General features: G+C 36.6%; 21 protein-coding genes and 1 pseudogene. 14 read left to right on the top strand and 8 right to left on the bottom strand.

The features are described 5' to 3' along the window. The 5 genes and pseudogenes from FBT53_RS16090 to FBT53_RS07730 form a co-directional block, all read left to right on the top strand. Positions 1-623: pseudogene (locus FBT53_RS16090) on the top strand (hypothetical protein); the annotation flags it as partial. Between the two features lie 228 nt (positions 624-851). Beyond that, on the top strand, positions 852-1,160 hold the full coding sequence (locus FBT53_RS07745; RefSeq protein WP_136950592.1) for a T9SS type A sorting domain-containing protein: 309 nt from the start codon (positions 852-854) through the stop codon (positions 1,158-1,160). 140 nt (positions 1,161-1,300) lie between these two features. Next, complete coding sequence (locus tag FBT53_RS07740; RefSeq protein WP_136950591.1) at positions 1,301-1,621, top strand: T9SS type A sorting domain-containing protein; 321 nt, start codon at positions 1,301-1,303, stop codon at positions 1,619-1,621. Between the two features lie 69 nt (positions 1,622-1,690). Then, positions 1,691-2,677: an acyl transferase gene (locus tag FBT53_RS07735; RefSeq protein ID WP_136950590.1), complete on the top strand. Its 987-nt coding sequence runs from the start codon at positions 1,691-1,693 to the stop codon at positions 2,675-2,677. Positions 2,678-2,767: 90 nt separating this feature from the next. After that, the gene (locus FBT53_RS07730) at positions 2,768-3,310 is read left to right on the top strand and encodes a cupin domain-containing protein (protein WP_136950589.1); all 543 of its coding nucleotides are present in this window, start codon (positions 2,768-2,770) and stop codon (positions 3,308-3,310) included. 9 nt (positions 3,311-3,319) lie between these two features. Here the strand turns inward: FBT53_RS07730 and FBT53_RS07725 are convergent, their stop codons facing one another. Continuing rightward, positions 3,320-3,850: a hypothetical protein gene (locus FBT53_RS07725; RefSeq protein WP_136950588.1), complete on the bottom strand. Its 531-nt coding sequence runs from the start codon at positions 3,848-3,850 to the stop codon at positions 3,320-3,322. Positions 3,851-3,916: 66 nt separating this feature from the next. Further along, positions 3,917-5,212 (bottom strand): tyrosine--tRNA ligase, encoded by a 1,296-nt coding sequence (gene tyrS, locus FBT53_RS07720; protein WP_136950587.1) that lies wholly within the window; start codon positions 5,210-5,212, stop codon positions 3,917-3,919. 86 nt (positions 5,213-5,298) lie between these two features. Here tyrS and FBT53_RS07715 point away from each other — a divergent pair, with 86 nt between their 5' ends. Continuing rightward, positions 5,299-6,309, top strand: a complete 1,011-nt coding sequence (locus tag FBT53_RS07715) for an NAD-dependent epimerase/dehydratase family protein (RefSeq protein ID WP_136950586.1) — start codon at positions 5,299-5,301, stop codon at positions 6,307-6,309. Here FBT53_RS07715 and FBT53_RS07710 read toward each other — a convergent pair. The 3 genes from FBT53_RS07710 to FBT53_RS07700 are packed head-to-tail and all read right to left on the bottom strand — an operon-like array spanning position 6,293 to position 8,786. Further along, positions 6,293-6,718: a DUF4296 domain-containing protein gene (locus FBT53_RS07710; protein WP_136950585.1), complete on the bottom strand. Its 426-nt coding sequence runs from the start codon at positions 6,716-6,718 to the stop codon at positions 6,293-6,295. The two genes, FBT53_RS07715 and FBT53_RS07710, sit on opposite strands and share 17 nt — an antisense overlap. 3 nt (positions 6,719-6,721) lie before the next feature. Then, positions 6,722-8,056: a dihydroorotase gene (locus FBT53_RS07705; protein ID WP_136950584.1), complete on the bottom strand. Its 1,335-nt coding sequence runs from the start codon at positions 8,054-8,056 to the stop codon at positions 6,722-6,724. A gap of 1 nt (position 8,057) precedes the next feature. Further along, positions 8,058-8,786 (bottom strand): polyprenol monophosphomannose synthase, encoded by a 729-nt coding sequence (locus FBT53_RS07700; protein ID WP_136950583.1) that lies wholly within the window; start codon positions 8,784-8,786, stop codon positions 8,058-8,060. Positions 8,787-8,912: 126 nt separating this feature from the next. On the opposite strand from FBT53_RS07700, the gene FBT53_RS07695 reads away from it, so the two are divergent. The 3 genes from FBT53_RS07695 to FBT53_RS07685 are packed head-to-tail and all read left to right on the top strand — an operon-like array spanning position 8,913 to position 11,982. After that, entirely contained in the window at positions 8,913-10,580 is a 1,668-nt protein-coding gene (locus FBT53_RS07695) for a glycosyltransferase family 39 protein (RefSeq protein ID WP_136950582.1), read from the top strand. Beyond that, positions 10,577-11,233, top strand: coding sequence for a DUF4271 domain-containing protein (locus tag FBT53_RS07690; RefSeq protein ID WP_136950581.1), 657 nt, complete (start codon positions 10,577-10,579; stop codon positions 11,231-11,233). Before FBT53_RS07695 ends, FBT53_RS07690 begins: the two co-directional genes overlap by 4 nt. Before the next feature lie 5 nt (positions 11,234-11,238). Next, complete coding sequence (locus FBT53_RS07685) at positions 11,239-11,982, top strand: uroporphyrinogen-III synthase (protein WP_136950580.1); 744 nt, start codon at positions 11,239-11,241, stop codon at positions 11,980-11,982. A 66-nt stretch (positions 11,983-12,048) separates the two neighbouring features. On the opposite strand, the gene pckA is transcribed toward FBT53_RS07685, so the two are convergent. Together pckA and FBT53_RS07675 are read right to left on the bottom strand one after the other, a co-directional pair. Next, the gene (gene pckA, locus FBT53_RS07680; protein WP_136950579.1) at positions 12,049-13,665 is read right to left on the bottom strand and encodes a phosphoenolpyruvate carboxykinase (ATP); all 1,617 of its coding nucleotides are present in this window, start codon (positions 13,663-13,665) and stop codon (positions 12,049-12,051) included. Positions 13,666-13,737: 72 nt separating this feature from the next. Then, positions 13,738-14,121, bottom strand: coding sequence for a DUF423 domain-containing protein (locus FBT53_RS07675; protein WP_136950578.1), 384 nt, complete (start codon positions 14,119-14,121; stop codon positions 13,738-13,740). A 71-nt stretch (positions 14,122-14,192) separates the two neighbouring features. Between FBT53_RS07675 and FBT53_RS07670 the strand changes: the two genes are divergently transcribed. The 5 genes from FBT53_RS07670 to FBT53_RS07650 all read left to right on the top strand — a co-directional run bounded on the left by FBT53_RS07670 (position 14,193) and on the right by FBT53_RS07650 (position 18,594). Then, positions 14,193-15,566, top strand: coding sequence for a saccharopine dehydrogenase family protein (locus FBT53_RS07670; protein ID WP_136950577.1), 1,374 nt, complete (start codon positions 14,193-14,195; stop codon positions 15,564-15,566). A 48-nt stretch (positions 15,567-15,614) separates the two neighbouring features. After that, positions 15,615-16,085 (top strand): Lrp/AsnC family transcriptional regulator, encoded by a 471-nt coding sequence (locus FBT53_RS07665; protein ID WP_136950576.1) that lies wholly within the window; start codon positions 15,615-15,617, stop codon positions 16,083-16,085. Between the two features lie 122 nt (positions 16,086-16,207). Then, positions 16,208-17,164, top strand: a complete 957-nt coding sequence (locus FBT53_RS07660) for an SDR family oxidoreductase (protein ID WP_370323680.1) — start codon at positions 16,208-16,210, stop codon at positions 17,162-17,164. A 9-nt stretch (positions 17,165-17,173) separates the two neighbouring features. Next, positions 17,174-18,085, top strand: coding sequence for an AraC family transcriptional regulator (locus tag FBT53_RS07655; protein ID WP_136950575.1), 912 nt, complete (start codon positions 17,174-17,176; stop codon positions 18,083-18,085). 2 nt (positions 18,086-18,087) lie between these two features. After that, positions 18,088-18,594 carry a hypothetical protein gene (locus FBT53_RS07650; protein WP_136950574.1) on the top strand — a complete coding sequence of 169 codons (507 nt, stop codon included), beginning with the start codon at positions 18,088-18,090 and terminating at the stop codon, positions 18,592-18,594. Positions 18,595-18,657: 63 nt separating this feature from the next. Here FBT53_RS07650 and FBT53_RS07645 read toward each other — a convergent pair whose 3' ends face one another. Further along, positions 18,658-19,353, bottom strand: a complete 696-nt coding sequence (locus FBT53_RS07645; protein ID WP_136950573.1) for a zinc metallopeptidase — start codon at positions 19,351-19,353, stop codon at positions 18,658-18,660. Between the last annotated feature and the right edge of the window lie 23 nt (positions 19,354-19,376).

The raw sequence follows: 19,376 nt of genomic DNA, 5'->3' as shown, positions 1-19,376 counted from the left end.
TAGTAAACAACATCGTTGTAAATAATGGTGCTGATGATGGTATCGAATTCTTTGGTGGTACTGTAAACGTAACTAACGTGTATTGTTCTAACATCGCTGATGATATGTTTGACTGGACAGAAGGTTACCAAGGAACTATTGACAACGCTTTTGGTGTTCGTAACGATGGTTTTGATATGGCTACTGAAGACCCAAGAGGTATTGAAGGTGACAGCAACTCTAACGACCCTACAGCTGCTCCAATCTCTATGCCTACGTTAAACAACGTTACTATTTTAAACTTGAATCCTGATGTTGCCTTAACTGCTGGTGCAGAAATTAGAAGAGGTACAGTTGCCACTATTGATAACATCTTGTTTGCTGCATATGGCACAGCTTCTTTTGGTAACAGAATTGACACTAAAGATAGCAATGGTGATGGTGAACTTACTTTATCTAACGCGTTTGCTCAAGGGAACGTAGGTGTTGACAAAGATGGAAGCACTATTACTGGTACTATTACGGAAATCACTGATGGTATTACCGTAACTGCAAATAATAGCGTTACCGCTAAAGCCGGTGTTGGAGCAGATTTAGCTGCATTTGATTGGGCTAGTCCTTCTTTCATGGTAACCATGCAATAGAAACATTTTTCACTTACCCTAAGTGATTATAAAACCCCGCATAATGCGGGGTTTTTTATTTATAAACAAAAAAAACACGCTTATCGCTTATTATAACATCGACCAACTACACCAATCCTCGGTCAAGGGTTGCAGTTCATCGAAAAATGTGGGTATTTTCTTTATATTGGGTTAGTAAAAAAAGCCTTTTGGCTATATTTGTGGCATACCCTTTGTTATCAGTACTTTATGAAGCATATTTACCTACTACTTTTATTGCTCTCCTGTACTTTTGGTTTTGCACAACAAAACCAAGCAAATGGGGACATCCCAGGTTTTAAATTATACCCTAACCCAACCATTAATGGAAAGGTTTATATTGAAACTACTTTAGATGCACCTAAACAAATAAATATTTTTGATGTTCTAGGTACTCAAGTTTTACAAACTACACTTTCTGGTAGAGAATTAAATGTATCTAATCTGGATAAAGGTGTTTACATTTTACGCGTTTTTGAACGTGAAAAAGTAGTAACTCGTAAATTGGTGATAAAATAAATTGCAAAAACTGTCGTTTACCGACAAATTTTACCTTTAATCTGACACACCTACCTTTCCCCTCATTTCACAACAAAATCTAGCATTTACTGCTGTTCCAAAGTACATTTACCAAGCGTTAACCCCCCAAATATATGTTAATGAAACACATGTACTTTTTCCTACTTATGTTTACTATTGGTGTAAGTTCCTATGCAAGTCCACGTTTAAACAACCCCAGTCCTAAAAACGACATTGGCTTACGCGTATACCCAAATCCCGCTTACGGTGGAGAGGTTTATATCACCACTAAAAGCAACGGTTTAAAAAATATCGTCATTTTTAATGTATTTGGCACTCCAGTTTTAAAAGATGCCATAGCAACCAATACCTTAAACATTACTAAACTACCAGCCGGTGTTTACATTGTAGAAGTCACAGAAAATGACCTCACAACTACTCAAAAATTAGTTGTTAAATAAAACATAGCTACTACTTATAAAGCCCCAATCCTTTGGTTGGGGCTTTTTATTTTGTCTAATTTTGCTACAATGGCGACTATAGACACCTCTTCTATCTTTTCTATTGCAACAGAAACTCAATTTGTAGAGCAAGCTTTACAAACTTTTAGATATCAATATCAAAATAACAACGTGTATCAACGGTTTTGCAACTTGCTTAAAACCGATGTAGCTTCAGTTGATAGCATAGCGCAAATTCCCTTTTTACCCATAGAATTTTTTAAAAACAGTACTATCCTGTCTGGAGCGGGAATTCCTGAACAAACTTTTAGTAGTAGCGGCACCACAGGTAGTCTAACGAGCAAACACGCTGTATTGGATGTTTCTTTGTATGAACATAGTTTTAGAAAAGGGTTTGAGTTGTTTTATGGTTCCGTAGCAAATTTTTGCATCTTGGCATTATTACCTTCCTATTTAGAACGTAGCGGGTCTTCTTTAATCTATATGGTGGATGATATGATTAAAACCTCAAAACATCCAAAAAGCGGATTTTACCTCAACAATCTAGATGAATTGGCGCTTACATTGCAGCAACTAGAAGCAAACAACACTAAGACAATGTTAATAGGGGTTTCTTTTGCTTTACTAGACTTAGCAGAGCAGTACAACCTAAACCTACAAAACACTATTGTTATGGAAACAGGAGGTATGAAAGGACGTAGAAAAGAAATGATTAGACAAGAATTACACCACACCCTTCTGCAAGGCTTACATACAAGCCATATACATTCTGAATATGGAATGACCGAATTATTAAGCCAAGCCTATTCTAAAGGAAAAGGCCTTTTTAATTGCCCACCTTGGATGCGCGTATTAACAAGAGATACCGAAGACCCTTTAAGCGTGCAACCACACGGTAAAACAGGGGGTATAAATGTTATTGATTTAGCCAATGTCCATTCGTGCGCTTTTATTGCCACCCAAGACTTGGGGAAGGTTTACGAAGACAAATCTTTTGAGGTTTTAGGCCGTTTTGACCACTCCGATATCCGTGGATGCAATTTAATGGTTTTATAGCCAACAACACACAATTAACTACATACCATACAATTACAAAAATTACCTTGTTGAAATTTGGATACATTGTGAAAACTAATTATCCAAATAATGAAAAGAAAAGAGTTTTTAAAAACCAGTGCATTCGCAGCTATTGCTTTTAGCAATATCCCAAACCAAACAAAAAGTCATTTACGTAATGATAAAACCGTACCTAAAATTGTTAGAAAAGAAGAAGGGACAAAAGTAAATGTTATTGGAGACCAACAAACCTTTAAACTTACAGGTAAGGATACTGCAGGTCAGTTTACTTTAATAGAAGAAGTAAATGCCCCTGGAACAATGATTCCACCTCATGTACACACCAAAGAGGATGAAATTTTTAAGGTTTTGGAGGGAAAGTTAGAAGTTACCGTTGGCAACAGTACTACCATCTTAGAGGCTGGCGATTTAGCGTACGCGCCAAAAAATATTCCGCATTCTTGGAGAGTTGTTGGGGATACCAATTGTAAAACTATTCTTAGTGCCTTCCCTGCTGGGATAGAACGAATGTTTGCAGAATTAGGCGAGTTACCGCCCGGAAAACCAGACTTTGCAAAAGTTGCAGAGATATGCAAAAATTATGGCATACGCTTTCTTACTCCGGAAGATTAAAAATTGGAACTAAATTCCCAATATTTTGGCGTCTACAAAAAAGACAGATTTCACTTTTATGGTGTGGTCCTGATTTATAATCTCGTCGGTAACCGTCTTTAACCTAAGGGTAAAAGAATCTTTTTTAATATAGTCTTGCAAATCGATATCAGAGGTGTTTAGCATCAAACGCATTCCCGTATCTGGGGCCACTTCTTCCTCAAAAGCTATACGCTGCTCTTCCAAACCTTCTGCTGCAATAAATACCTCTATAGATTCTAGAAAACTAAAATCACTATCTGTTGGATTTTCAATTTGCAAAACCAACTCAATAAGTTTTATTTCTTCTATTAAATCTTTACGGGTATCATTTATTTCAAACTCGGATTCCGAATTGGTTTCTGTTTCTGGCGTAAATACATCAAAAGGTAAATCTATGCCCGTTGTAGAAGGGATAATCACTTCTTGTTCATAGTCCATTTCAAACTTGGTCAATTCATCAATTTTATCACAGCCAATAGCCAATCCTAAGGTTAGCATAAGTACCAATAACTTCTTCATACATCAAAAAAAATAGGTCGTTCTTTATCAAAACGACCTATTCTAAATATTAGTGTACTTGTAAATTTAAACTGCTACTAAGATGAAGTAATTCTTTTTACCCCGTTGCAACAACACAAACTTATTATTAATTAAATCTTCTTTAGTAATGGTATAATCTTCTTTTACCTTTTCTCTATTTACAGCGATAGAATTTTGCTTTAGTTCTCTTCTTGCCTCTCCGTTAGAACCCAAAAAGCCTGTTTTTGCAGCTAAGGCCCCTATCATATCTAAGCCTGCCTCTAATTCTGCCATAGGTACTTCTGCCTGCGGTACACCATCAAAAACATCTAAAAATGTTTTCTCGTTTAACTGTTTTAAATCGCTAGAGGTAGACTTGCCAAACAAAATATTACTTGCCTTTATAGCATTATCCAAATCTTCTTGGCTATGCACCATAACGGTAACTTCTTCTGCCAGCTTTTTCTGTAATTGGCGCATGTGTGGCGCTTCTTTATGTGCTGCCACTAAATTCTCTATTTCTTCCTGTGTTAGAAAAGTGAATATTTTAATGTATTTCTCCGCATCTTCATCAGACGTATTTAACCAATATTGGTAAAATTTATAGGGAGATGTACGTTCCGCATCTAACCATATATTTCCACCCTCTGTTTTTCCAAACTTGGTGCCGTCTGCTTTTGTAATTAGTGGGCAGGTTAGGGCATAGCCTTTACCTCCACCTATTCTTCTTATCAATTCAGTACCTGTGGTAATATTTCCCCATTGGTCACTACCCCCCATTTGCAGCGTACAATCATGGGCCCTGTACAGGTGTAAAAAATCGTACCCTTGCACCAATTGATACGTAAACTCAGTAAAACTCATCCCCTCTTTAGCGTCAGAAGAAAGACGCTTTTTTACAGAGTCTTTCGCCATCATATAATTTACGGTAATGTGCTTCCCTACATCTCGTATAAATTCTAGAAAGGAGAAATCCTTCATCCAATCATAGTTATTCACTAAAATTGCTGCGTTAGGCGCATCACTTGTAAAATCTAAAAAACGAGCCAACTGCTCTTTTATAGCTTCTTGATTGTGGCGTAAAGTAGGCTCATCTAACAAGTTACGTTCTGCAGACTTACCAGAGGGATCACCAATCATACCAGTAGCGCCACCAACGAGCGCAAATGGTTTATGCCCTGCTAATTGAAAATGGCGTAACATCATTACCCCAACTAAATGCCCTATATGTAGGGAATCTGCCGTTGGGTCTATCCCTACATACGCAGCACGCATACCTTCTAACAAATGTTCTTCTGTTCCCGGCATGGCATCGTGCAACATACCTCTCCACTTTAATTCTGCCACAAAATTCTTGGCCATAATAGTTGTCTTATCAATTAGCTGTGCAAATATAGAATCTTGTATTTTCTTAGGTAAATAATATTATGAATTAGGTACATTTGGGTATGATTTTAGTTACAGGCGGCACAGGATTGGTAGGCACTTACCTATTGCAACGATTAACCCAAACAGAAGCAGCGGTTATAGCCATTTACAGAAATGAAAAAAGTATTGCCAAAACCAAATCTTTTTTTGATGCTGGTGCTCATCCTACAAATTTTAATAAAATTACCTGGCTACCCGCTTCTTTAGAAGATATCCCTGCGCTTAATGATACCTTTAAAAATGTAACTCAAGTGTATCACTGTGCAGGCTTAATTTCTTTTGACCCTAAAGATGCTAAAGCGCTACACCGGGTAAATGTAGAAGGTACTGCGAATGTGGTAAACCTCTGCTTAGCTAACAACGTAAAAAAATTATGCTTTGTAAGCTCCATTGCCGCTATAGGGAGAACTATTGGGCACGCCGCAGCTAATGAACAAACAGATTGGCCAGAACAAGCCGTTCCAGAATACGCCCTCACTAAATATTTAGCAGAATTAGAGGTGTGGCGAGGCTCCCAAGAGGGTTTAGATGTGGTAATTGTTAACCCTGGAGTAATTTTAGGGTGTGGTTTCTGGGATAATGGCAGCAGTAAAATGTTTGCTTTTTCCGCCCGCGAGCCCAGATATTACTTACCAGGTGGCACAGGTTTTGTTACCGTTAATGATGTAGTAAATTCCATGACTTTACTTATGGATAGTCCTATTACTAATGAAAGCTATATTTTGGTAAGTAAAAATTTAAGTTACCAAGAAATGAGCGCCTTACTAGCTAAAGGATTACAGAAAAAAGCGCCCACCAAACCTTTTAAACAATGGATGCTAGCTGTATTATGGAGATTAGATTGGATACGTGCTACAATTTTTGGGCAACCAAGAATACTTTCTAGAATCATGGCAAATGGTTTTAAATACACCCAAACCTATGACAATAGCAAGCTGGTAAAAAATACCGATTTTACTTATGAAGAATTTGAAGCTTATGTTTTAGAATGCTGTAATGCCTTTAAAAACAAAACTACTTCGTCTTTTTAAGATTTGTAGTATCTAGTACTGTTGATTTAACTTTAGCCTTATTAGCACTCTTTAAACTATCAGATTTACGTTTGCGCTCATCTTCTAGTGCTGTTGCCTTCACCTCTATGCGGTCTAGTACATTTTGATATATTCGCTGATATACTTCTGGCTTACTAGCATAATACAAATCGCTCTCCACAAAAGCAACACTATCTATTTTATATTTCTGGTACAAATACGGCATGGTTTTTATTCTATGCTTATCTAACACTGAGGCATTGGCTGCTTTAGCCCCATTAAGCATGGCCAAATCATAAATAATATTGGTCATCTTTGGTTCTGGAATCAAGTTTTCTGGTTCTTCTACCAGTTTTTCTTTACAAGAGGCAGCCCAAATTAAAACACAAAGTAGCAATAGCTTTTTCATGGATTAACGATCAAATGTTAAACGCTCCCCTAAAAGCTCAGTAGCAAATTCGCCTTGGTTATAGGCTAAACCACCATTTACCCATGTTCTTTTTACTTGTGCATCAAAAGAAACTCCTTCAAACGGAGACCAACCACACTTATAATAAATATTTTCTTTGCTCACAGTCCAGTTGCTATTCATAGCAACTTCTACCAAATCCGCATAATAGCCTTCTCTTAAAAATCCTCTTTCTTTTACATCAAAAAGGATAGCCGGATTATGACACATTTTCTGCACCACTTGTTCTAAAGCAATTCTACCTTCTTTATGTTTTTGCAACATAGCTATTAACGCATGTTGTACTAGGGGTCCTCCAGAAGGGGCTTTGGTATATACGTTTTCTTTCTCCTCTAGGGTATGCGGTGCGTGGTCTGTAGCTACTACATCTATACGGCCATCCAAAAGGGCTTTCCATAAAGCGTCTCTATCCGTACTAGTTTTCACAGCCGGATTCCACTTTATCAAAGTTCCTTTGGTATCATAATCTTCTGCTGCAAACCACAAATGATGAATACAAACTTCTGCCGTTATTTTTTTGTCCTTTAAAGGAATGTCATTGGTGAACAAATCCATCTCTTTTGCCGTAGACAAATGGAACACATGCAAACGTGCCCCTGTTTTTTTTGCTAAGGCGATGGCTTTTGAAGAAGACAAATAACAAGCCTCTTCACTACGAATTATTGGGTGGTATTTTATAGGAATATCATCCCCAAATTGGTCTTTATATTTGGCTAGATTTTCTCTTATGGTGGTTTCGTCCTCGCAATGCGCAGAAATACGCATTTGGGTATTTCTAAAAATTTGTTCTATAACCACTTCATTATCCACCAACATATTGCCCGTAGAAGACCCTAAAAATAATTTAACACCAGAGCAGGCGTTTTTATCTAACCTTTTTAATTCTTCTAAATTATCATTAGTACCACCAAATAAGAAAGAATAATTTGCGGCGCTAGAATTTGCAGCCATGGCAAACTTTTCTTCTAGCTTTTCTATCGTTGTTGTCTGTGGATTGGTATTGGGTTGCTCCATAAAAGTGGTAGTACCCCCGGCAACTGCCGCTCTACTTTCTGTTGCAATGCTCCCTTTATGGGTTAGTCCTGGCTCCCTAAAATGCACCTGATCATCTATTACCCCTGGAAATAAATAATTGCCATTAAAATCAATTATGGTAGCATTAGCATTACTTAAATCCCTGCCTAATTTTTCTATGCGGCCCGATTTTAATAATACATCAGTTTCAAAGATTTTACCTTCGTTAACTGCTGTTGCATTTTTTATGAGGTACGTTTTCATGCTAAAATGATTTTTTAAAAAAAATACTTCTGAATTTCATGGCGATTACACCAAAAATAGCCTCCCAAATAATAGAAGTACTCATTTTTGACTTTCCATTAACACGATCAGTAAATATGATGGACACTTCTTCTATGTTAAACTTCTTTAAATACGCTCGGAATTTCATTTCAATCTGAAAAGCATACCCAATAAACCGAACCTTATCTAAATCTATAGTCTGCAATACTTCTCTCGTATAACAAACAAAACCAGCTGTAGGGTCATGGACTCGCATTCCTGTAATTAGTTTTACATAAAAAGATGCTCCGTAAGAAAGTAAAATTCTACTTAAAGGCCAGTTCACTACATTAACTCCTTTTTTATATCGGGAACCTACTGCCACATCCGCCCCGTTTAAACAAGCCCGGTGTAAACGAGGTAAATCGCCAGGTTTATGAGAAAAATCAGCATCCATTTCAAAAATATAAGGATACGTTTTTTGTAAGGCCCATTTAAACCCATGAATATAAGCGGTACCCAGTCCAGATTTCTCGGTTCGTACTTCTAAGTGCAATCTTTTGGGAAATTCTTTCTGTAGGTAACGCACATTATCTGCGGTACCATCGGGCGAATTATCATCAACTATAAGGATATCATAAGATTTTTTAAGGTCGAAAACCGTGCGGATAATCGCTTCTATATTCTCTATTTCATTATATGTAGGGATAATTACCAGTCCTTCTGACACCTGAAAACGTATTTAAGTCGTCAAAAATAATGTTTTTCAATGCTTTTCTATGCTGTATGGCCTTAGGCTTTTGTTTTTAGTGCCCTTTGGTTTGTTTAAATTTGCAGGCTGATACATAGCGTTTCCATGAAAAAATATTTCCCAAAAACTTTTCTCTATTTTTTACTTGCTTGGCTTGTACTTAACATAGTCCAAAGTGCTTTTACTGGTATTATCTATGATGAAGCCTATTATTGGTACTACAGCCAACAAATGGCATGGGGATACTTTGACCACCCACCTATGGTGGCTCTATTAATTAAACTAAGTGGCTTTTTCTTTCATGGGGAACTGGGTGTTCGTCTATTTAGCACCTTTTTGAGCGCAGGTAGCGTGCTCTTACTTTGGCTTATGATAGATGCTAAAGAAAAGAATAAATACGTACCGCATTTTTTTCTACTCTTATTCTCCATGGCCTTATTTAATGCTTATGGCTTTTTAACCTTACCAGATACGCCGCTTTTATTTTTTACGGCCTTATTCTTATATCTCTATAAAAAATTTGTTGCCCAACCAAATTGGCTACTTTCCTTGGCATTAGGCCTTGCCATGGCCGCTCTAATGTATAGTAAATACCATGCCGTACTGGTGATTGTATTTGTGATTTTATCTAACTTAAAATTATTAAAAAGTGTCTATGCTTGGGTAGCTGTAGTTATTGCCTTGGCTGCATTTAGCCCTCATTTTTTATGGTTGTATGCACATGATTTTGTCACCATTAAATACCATATACTCGAGCGCCCCAACCATGCTTATGATTTTGCAGAGTTTACATTAGGGTACTTGCTTAACCTCATTGCCAACTTTGGTTTATTATTCCCTTTTGTTTACTGGGCATTATTCAAATTAAAACCGAAAGATGCATTTGAGCGTGCTTTGCAGTTTCTTAGTTATGGAGTAATCCTTTTCTTTTTTATCTCGTCTTTTCAAAAACGTACGCAAACCCAATGGGTTATCGTCTTGTGTATCCCCTTAGCCATTATCGCTTTTAATTATTTGATTACACATGCTAAAAGCCGCGAATGGATGAAAAATCTTGGTCTTGCAAGCTTAGTTTTACTATGTTATGCAAGATTATGGTTGGTTTTTCAACCCTTATTACCGTTTTTGGTGTTTGAGACACATGAGTACCCTTGGACTCAGCAACTACATGCTATTGTAGGCGACACCCCTGTAGTGTTCGAGAATAGTTACCGCCGTGCTCCCATGTATAGCTTTTATACGGGCGAAACGGCTTTTAGCCTTAATAATCTACATTACCGCCGCAACCAATATTCTATAGATAGCTCAGAAGCCAAATTACAAGGCAAAAAAGTGGCATACATTACCCTTTACGCTAACAAAGGAGACTTTACATACACCACAAATAAAAACAAAACCTTTTATGGTTGGTATATAGATAACTTTGAGTCTTACAGAAAGTTACTTTGTACCGTAGACACAGACGTTATAGACCTTAACCAACCTAACCAGATAGTAAAAGTGTATAATCCCTACAAAGAGCGTATACCCTTACACAAGCTTACATTTAATGTGGGGTATTTAAATAAGTATAAAAAATTAAAGGAAAAATTGCCATTGCCTTTTACCTTGCAAAGCGATTCTGAACGAGAACTTAGGCCCAAGGATACCACCTATATACAAGTCAATTTTCCTAAGCCTAGTAGAGATGATATTGAATATCTTAAATTTAGTATATCAGAAAATGGTCTACTAATGGGTATTAATAGTCCTAGCATAAAAATTAAGGAATGAACGCGCTTTATAGAAGCATACCGCAATTAGACTGGATTACAGGGCTGCTCTTCCTAAGCTTACTGTTGCTTACACTTGGCAAATATTTTTATAAAGGAATGTTTTTTACATTTATAGCCCTTCCTTTTAATAACAAATACCTAAATCTTAACCGAAAAAAAGGAAAGATTGTCAATGGTTTTCATGTATTACTATCACTTTTAACCATCATCAATATTGCGCTACTCCTGTATTTGTGTAAAAACTTTTTTCTTGGAACTGCCACTTTTGACTACCCAAACACCTATGGCGTTTTACTCTTAATTGTCTTTGGTTATCTAATGTTAAAGCTCTTTTTATTGATGGCGAACGGCTTTTTCTTTGAGAATTACGATTTGATGACGGATACCATCTTTGAAAAATTTTCTTACCTAAACTACAGCGGCTTTGTGGCTTTTGTGGGAAACATCATTTTTATTTACATGCTACAAGGCTCAAAAACACTACTATTATTAGTTTTAATAGGGGTATTTTTAGTAAATATCATTGGATGGGTCAATACATTAAGAAGTAAGCAAAATTTAATCTTATCTAACGTTTTGTATTTTATTTTGTACCTTTGCACACTTGAAATTGCACCCTTAGCAATTTTCATCGGCTATCTAAAAGGTTGAAACTTATGAAAGTAAAGACGATTTTGGTTTCGCAACCAGAACCGAAGATGGAAAACTCTCCATATTCAAAACTTATTGAGAAAGCTAAAGTGAAAGTAGACTTTAGACCTTTCATACACGTTGAAGGAGAATCTGCAAAGAGCGTTAGACAGCAAAAGATTGATTTAAATGATTACACAGCCATCATACTAACGAGTAGAAATGCTGTAGATCATTTTTTCAGAATTGCTGACGAGATGCGCTTTAAAGTGCCTGACACCATGAAATACTTTTGTCAATCAGAAGCTGTTGCGTACTACTTACAAAAATATGTAGTGTATAGAAAGCGTAAGATTTACGTAGGTAAACGCCTTTTTCAAGACTTAGCTCCTATGTTTAAAAAGTACAAAGATGAAAAGTACCTTTTACCTTCATCAGACTCCTTAAAGGATATTGTACCTGATACACTTAATGAGCTTAAATTGAACTGGACTAGAGGAATTTTTTATAAGACAGTTATTAGTGACTTGTCAGATTTAAGAAATGTGTACTATGACATTTTAGTATTTTTTAGCCCTTCTGGTATAGAATCTTTGTTGCACAATTTCCCAGATTTTGAACAAAACAGCACCAGAATAGCTGTATTTGGTAATAGCACAGTAAAAGCCGCAAATGATGCTGGCCTACGTATAGACATACAAGCACCAACTCCAGAAACGCCGTCTATGACCATGGCGTTACAGAAGTACATTACGGATGCCAATAAATAAGCTGAGTAAGCACAACGTACTTGTTACAAATAAAAAAACCCTCGGAAATACCGAGGGTTTTTATTTTTAGAATGCATAGCGTTGCGGACCACCGCGCCTAATTTCTTCACTAGCATAACTCTCAAACTTCTTAAAGTTTTCTCTAAATGCATTCGTTAATTTAAATGCTGTTTTATAATAAGCATCATCATCATTCCAAGTAGCTCTTGGGCTTAATACTTCTGTTGGCACACCAGGACATTCTCTTGGTTGAGCTACTCCAAAAACAGAGTGTATATGGTATTTATCATAGCTATACAACCCCAGTTCTCCGCTTAGCGCTGCACTAATCATAGCCCGTGTATATTTTAATTTCATCCGTGTACCTACGCCATAAGGACCACCTGTCCAACCAGTGTTAATTAACCACACATCTACTCCTTGCTCTTTCATTTTCTTGCTTAGCATTTCTGCATATACAGTAGGGTGTAATGGCATAAATGGCGCCCCAAAACAAGCAGAAAACGAAGGAACGGGCTCAACTACCCCTGCTTCAGTACCTGCCACTTTAGCCGTGTAACCAGAAATAAAGTGGTAAGCCGCTTGTGCTGGTGTCAATTTAGAAATAGGAGGCAATACCCCAAAGGCATCCGCTGTTAAAAAGAAAATATTCTTTACGTTTTTACCTATAGAAGGCTGCTGTATGTTATCTATATGGTAGATAGGGTAACTAACTCTTGTATTTTGAGTAATGCTTGTATTCTCAAAATCTACATGACCAGCATCGTCTAAAATTACATTTTCTAAAATGGCTCCTTTTTTTATAGCACCATATATTTCCGGCTCGTTTTCTGCACTCAAATTAATTACCTTGGCGTAACAACCACCTTCAAAATTAAAAACGGAATTGTCAGGAGTCCATCCGTGCTCATCGTCCCCAACCAATTTACGGTTTGGATCTGTAGACAACGTAGTTTTACCAGTACCTGACAATCCAAAGAAGATTGCAGTATCACCATCTTCACCAACATTTGCGGAGCAGTGCATCGGCAGTACGTTTTTAAACGTTGGCAGAATAAAGTTTAAAGCAGAAAAGATACCTTTCTTAATCTCTCCGGTATAACCTGTACCCCCTATTAGTGCAATTTTTCTTCTAAAATTGAGGATAGCAAAATTATGTTGCCTTGTTCCATCAACCGCTGGCTCTGCCATAAACCCAGGAGCATTTACCACAGTCCATTCTGGATTAAAGGTCTCTAATTCTTCTTCCGTCGGTCTTAAAAACATGTTATAAGCAAACATATTAGACCAAGGATATTCATTTATTACCCTAATATTTAATTTATAGGCATCTTCTGCACATGCGTAAGCATCACGCACATATAATTCTTTTTGATTTAGATAGTTAATCACCTTGTCATACAGCTTGTCAAAAGCGGCAGGTTCAAAAGGAATATTAATATCTCCCCACCAAATTTTATCTTCTGTAATGGTATCCTTAACAATAAAACGGTCTTTTGGAGACCGCCCTGTAAATTCTCCTGTATTTACCGCAATGGCACCCAAAGAAGATTCTTCTCCCATTCCCTTTTCCAAGGTTATCTTATGCAGTTCTTCCGCAGATAACTGATAGTGGAAATTGGCATGGTTAATTCCGTAAGAAGTAAGCGCAATCGTTTTCGTGTTAGAGGCAGATTTATTCATAAAAATTCAGTTTTATGCCCTCAAAGCTAAAAAATTAATAATTGCAACCCCGAAATTAACGGTTGTTTTTGTTTATTTTTTAGTTAAAATGGAAAATAACAGATAACTCCAAGCTGCAATTAACAATGTGCCACCTACAGGCGTTATAATTGCGATTTTCTTAAAATCGAAGCTTGTTAGCTTATTTGTAGCCAGTCCATAGATAGAAAAAGAGAAGAAAACAACCCCTACAATCACTAAATAAAATACTGTTTTTTTAACATTATCGGTTGTCATACTTATGGAACTAAGGGCAACTAAAAACAAGGCATGATACATTTGGTACTTTACGCCAGTCTCAAAGGTGGTAAGTTCGTCTACAGTAAGTACTTTTTTTAATCCATGCGCACCAAAAGCACCTAAAACCACCGCAAGTATACCTAAAACTAAACCTCCAATTAAAATTGTTTTATTCATAACTTTAAATTGATATATTTTTATATTTGTAACAATTGAAATCAATCCTTTTGTAAAGATACGCTAAGCTTATGAGCCATAAAATACTTGTTTTGGGTACCGGAAAATCAACTTCGTATTTGCTAGATTACCTTTTAGCTAAAGCAAGCACGGAGCAATTGCTTATCACTATAGCAGATTTACATCCAGATAAATTACCAAAACATGTAAAAAACCATCAACATGCTATAACAGTTACCCTAGATATTAAGGATGCTGATAAGCGTCTAAAACTTATACAAGATTGTACTATTGTTATTTCCATGTTACCAGCTTTTTTACACATAATTGTTGCTAAAGATTGTCTTTCTGAAGGCAAGCACTTAGTCACAGCTTCTTACGTAAGTGACGCTTTGCAGCAACTAGACCAAAAAGTTAAAGAAAAGGGTTTAGTTTTTATGAATGAAATTGGTTTAGATCCCGGCATTGATCACATGAGTGCCATGGAAGTAATAGACCGCATAAGAGCACAGGGAGGACAGATGTTGCTATTTGAGTCTTTTTGTGGCGGACTAGTAGCCCCAGAACACGATACCAACTTATGGAATTACAAATTTACGTGGAATCCAAGAAACGTTGTCGTTGCTGGACAAGGCGGAACAGCCAAATTTATACAAGAAGGCACGTACAAATACATTCCCTATCATAAACTATTTAGAAGAACCGAATTTTTAGATGTAGAAGGATACGGTAAATTTGAAGCCTACGCCAATAGAGATTCCTTAAAATACAGAGAGGCTTATGGCTTACAAGATGTTTTGACCTTGTATAGAGGCACTATGAGGCGTGTTGGTTTTTCCAAAGCATGGCATATGTTTGTACAACTAGGGATGACGGACGATAGTTACCAGATAGAAAACTCTCAAGGGATGACGTTCAGAGAGTTTACCAATTTGTTTTTACCCTATTCGCCCACTGATAGCGTAGAACTTAAACTGCGGTATTACTTAAAAATTGACCAAGATGATATAATGTGGGAAAAGCTCATGGAACTCGATTTATTTAGTAGCACCAAAACAATTCCTTTAGTTAATGCCACCCCAGCCCAAATATTACAACATATATTAGAACAAAGCTGGACTTTAGCTCAGAACGAAAAAGATATGATTGTAATGTACCACAAATTTGGTTACGAACTTAATGGTCAAAAATATCAAATAGATGCCAACATGGTAGTTAAAGGAGAAGATAAAACCTATACCGCAATGGCAAAAACTGTTGGATTACCTGTGGCTATAGCCACTTTAAAAATCCTTAAAGGAGAAATTACAACTCCTGGTGTCCAAATTCCAATTGCTAAAGAAGTGTATCAACCAATATTAAAAGAATTAGAGGAACACGGAATTATTTTTAAAGAACACCATACACCTTATTTAGGCTACAATCCAGATAGTATTGCAAGTTAACAATTGAAAGTAGTTTTCTATCTTTGGGTAGCTAAAACCAACTAAAAGATGAGAAAAGGCATCAATATATTAGAGTTAGACGGAATTGATAAAAAAATCCTAAGGCATTTAATGGAAGATGCCCGCAAACCAATTCTAGAGATTGCGCGAAAAATTGGAATCTCTGGCGCTGCCATTCATCAAAGATTACGCAAATTAGAAGCTACAGGTGTTATCTCTGGCTCCAAATTTGTAATTAATCCTAGAGTTTTAGGATACACCACTATGGCATACATTGGTATTTATTTAGACCGCGCCATGAGCAATCCTAGAGCGGTGGGCGATTTAAAAAAAATACCAGAGGTTCTAGAATGCCATTATACCACGGGTAATTGGTCTATCCTTATAAAGGTGTTATGCATGGACAACGAACATCTAATGCAGGTGTTAAATAAAAAGATTCAAGCTATTGAGGGTGTTTCTAGAACTGAAACCTTTATTTCTCTTGACCAACAAATAGATAGACAGATATCTATATAAAAAACTTATATAAGTGTAATTAAGTAAGTTAGAAGCGAAAAAGTATACAACTTACGAAAAAATGTATACGACCATAACCCTTTACCTGTCAGAACTTTGCCATAGAAATTAAACCCCAAAAAATGGCAATGCAAAAAAATCAATTTGGCAAAAAAGGATGGACTCCAGAATTAATGGCAGACCAAACTGGAAAAACATTTGTAATCACTGGTACTACAAGCGGAACCGGTTTTGAAGCCGCAAGAATTTTACTTTCCAAGGGAGCAAAAGTAATTATGCTCAACAGAAACCCTAAAAAAGCTGAAGAAACCATTACCCGTCTTAAAGAGCAGGTAGGAACAGACATACCAGTAAAAGCCATACAGATGGATTTAGGTTCACAAAAATCTGTAAAAGAAGCTGCCGCAGAGATATTAGAAAACACCGACAAGATTGATGCTCTTATTTGCAATGCAGCGATAGCTCAAGTACCCAAACGGCAACTAACAGAAAACGGCTGGGAAAGTCAGATGGGAGTTAATTATTTTGGTCACTTTACACTTCAAGGGCTTCTGTTCCCTCTTTTAGAAAAATCTAAAGGAAGGATTGTTACCGTAGGGAGTTTGGGATACGACATGGGTTTAAAGACCATAAAGTTTAATGACCTTAACTGGGAAAATGATTACACTCCAAATGATGCATATAGTCAAAGTAAACTAGCCCAAATAATGACTATTTACGAGCTCCAAAACAAATTAAAACACTCTGGAAATACCAATGTAAAAGCTTATGCATGCCACCCTGGTTCTTCTAGAACTTCTTTAATTAGCACTAGCGGCAGTTTACTAATGCGTATCATTTTTGGAATTATGAAGTTATCTCCTCTGACTCAACCAGCAGAAAACGGAGCATACCCTTCTTTACTTTGTGCTACTGAACCTTACCTGGACCAAGAACGTTTTTATGGCCCAACTGGAAGAAACAATTGGGTTGGGCCAGTAGGTGCACATCCTATTAAACCTCACGCAAAGGATAAAAATGTAGCCGAGAAATTGTGGAAACTATCTGAAGAAGAGACCGGAATAAAATGGAATATTTAATTTAAGGCAATGGAACATATTAAAACACTCACAGCCTATTTGGATTATCTTGGTTTACCTAGGCCAGAGCACCCTATGTTTAGCGTTTTTAATTCTAAAGGCGATGGTTATTTGCCTTGCCCTAGAGAGAGTTCTCCACCCATTACCAATGATTGTTATACTATTAGCTTTAAAAAATACATTTCGGGTAATTTAAATTATGGCAGAACTAAATACGATTTTACCAATGGCGCCTTATTTTTTATCGCGCCAAGACTAGTATTGCAATGGGACAATAGTGTTGTTTTTGAGCAAAAAGGATTTTCTATAAATTTTCATGAAGATTTTTTAAAAGGAACAGCACTTGCACATCAAATTAAAAAATATGGTTTCTTTTCATATTCTATTAATGAAGCTTTACACTTATCACCAAAAGAAGAAATACTATTAGAAACTATTGTAGACAACATAGAAATAGAATATCAAAATAATCAGGATGCTTTTAGCAAAGACATCATTATTTCGCAATTAGACACCTTACTTAAATACGCTAATCGTTTTTATGAACGCCAATTTATAAATAGAAAAGAATTAGGGAATGACTTGTTAAACGCTTTTAATCAACAATTAACAGCATATTTAGAATCTAACCAATTGCAAGAGCATGGTATTCCAAGTATTGAACAGTTGGCGGCAAAACTTTCCGTATCACAACGATATTTAAGTGACACCCTAAAAAAAGAGACTGGAAAAACTACCACAGAACACCTACAATTGCAACTGATTAACGAGGCGAAAAATAGGTTATTACAACCCCATAAAACAATAGCAGAAATAGCGTATGAATTAGGTTTTGAGTACCCTCCTTACTTTTCAAGATTGTTTAAAAAGAAAGAAGGTATTAGCCCTACGGAATATAGAGAAAAATACAAATTAAATTGATTATGGAATTATTAAAATTAGCCACAGAATGGGCAAAAGCAGAAGTATTTTCTACTCGATTCTTTATTTATTTTGCCATCTTTTTTCTAGCCGCCAGTGCAGGGTTTTGGCAATTAGGTAAGACCGATTTGGCCAAAGCCTATACTATACCAATGTTGATTGCAGGTCTTTTACTATTAACCATTGGCTTAGGACTGTTCTACACTAATAAAAACAGAATTACTCAATTTGAAAAAGCGTATTCTCTGGATAAGGTAGCGTTTAAAGATGCAGAAATTACCCGTGCAGAAAGCACGCTTAAAGAATATAGCACCGTGGTATTTAAAGCCATTCCTATTCTCATATGTATTGCTGCTTTGTGCATCTTATTTTTTGATGGCCCTAGGTGGCGCGCCTACAGTATAACCACCATAGCTATGCTTGTTGTTATTTTATTAGTGGATGGCACGGCACATGCAAGAATTACTAATTATTACAAGCAATTAAAAGCTATAGAAATAAAAAAGTAACGCTTTAAACATAAAAACCCGCCCTATTGGGCGGGTTTTATTTTATTCTTAATTAGGATTGGCTTAATCTCTACCTCCAAATACTTGTAATCCCCAATACACTAAAGTAGCTAAAGAACCAATAGCAGCAACCAAATAGGTTCTTGCTGCCCATTTTAAGGCATCTTCTGAGCCTTTGTATTCTTGTTGGGTTACTATATTTTTTTGCTTTAACCAGACTAATGCTCTTTTACTAGCATCATATTCTACTGGTAGTGTAACAAAACTAAAAAGTGTTGCAAAGCCCATCATTACCAAGCCAGCCACAGCCACCCAATACCCTATACCAATACCAGCAGCAGCGCCTAAAGCCAAACCACCAAATACCACCCAAGTAGACATGCCAGAAGTTACACTAACAATAGGCACCAACTTAGAGCGCATCCCTAACCATTCATACGCTTGTGCATGTTGTACGGCATGGCCAACCTCATGTGCTGCCACTGCGGCGGCGGCGGCGTTACGTTGACTGTACACACCTTCTGATAAGTTTACAGTTTTATTTTTAGGATTATAATGGTCTGTTAACATTCCAGGTGTAGAAATAACCTTTACATCTCTGATACCATGGTCATCTAACATTTTTTGAGCAATTTCTGCTCCACTCATTCCATTTTGCAAGTGCACTTTAGAATAGTGTTTAAACTTGCTTTTTAATCTAGAACTGACGAGCCAACTTACTAAACCAATCGCACCCATCAATATATAATATCCCATCATGATTTTATCGATTTTTATTTAAA

Origin of the sequence: Flavobacterium sp. ASW18X (assembly GCF_005144745.1) — a bacterium.
Taxonomy (GTDB): Bacteria; Bacteroidota; Bacteroidia; order Flavobacteriales; family Flavobacteriaceae; genus Croceivirga.
The sequence above is the reverse complement of the archived record's forward strand: the minus strand, read 5'-3'. Positions and strand labels throughout refer to the sequence as shown.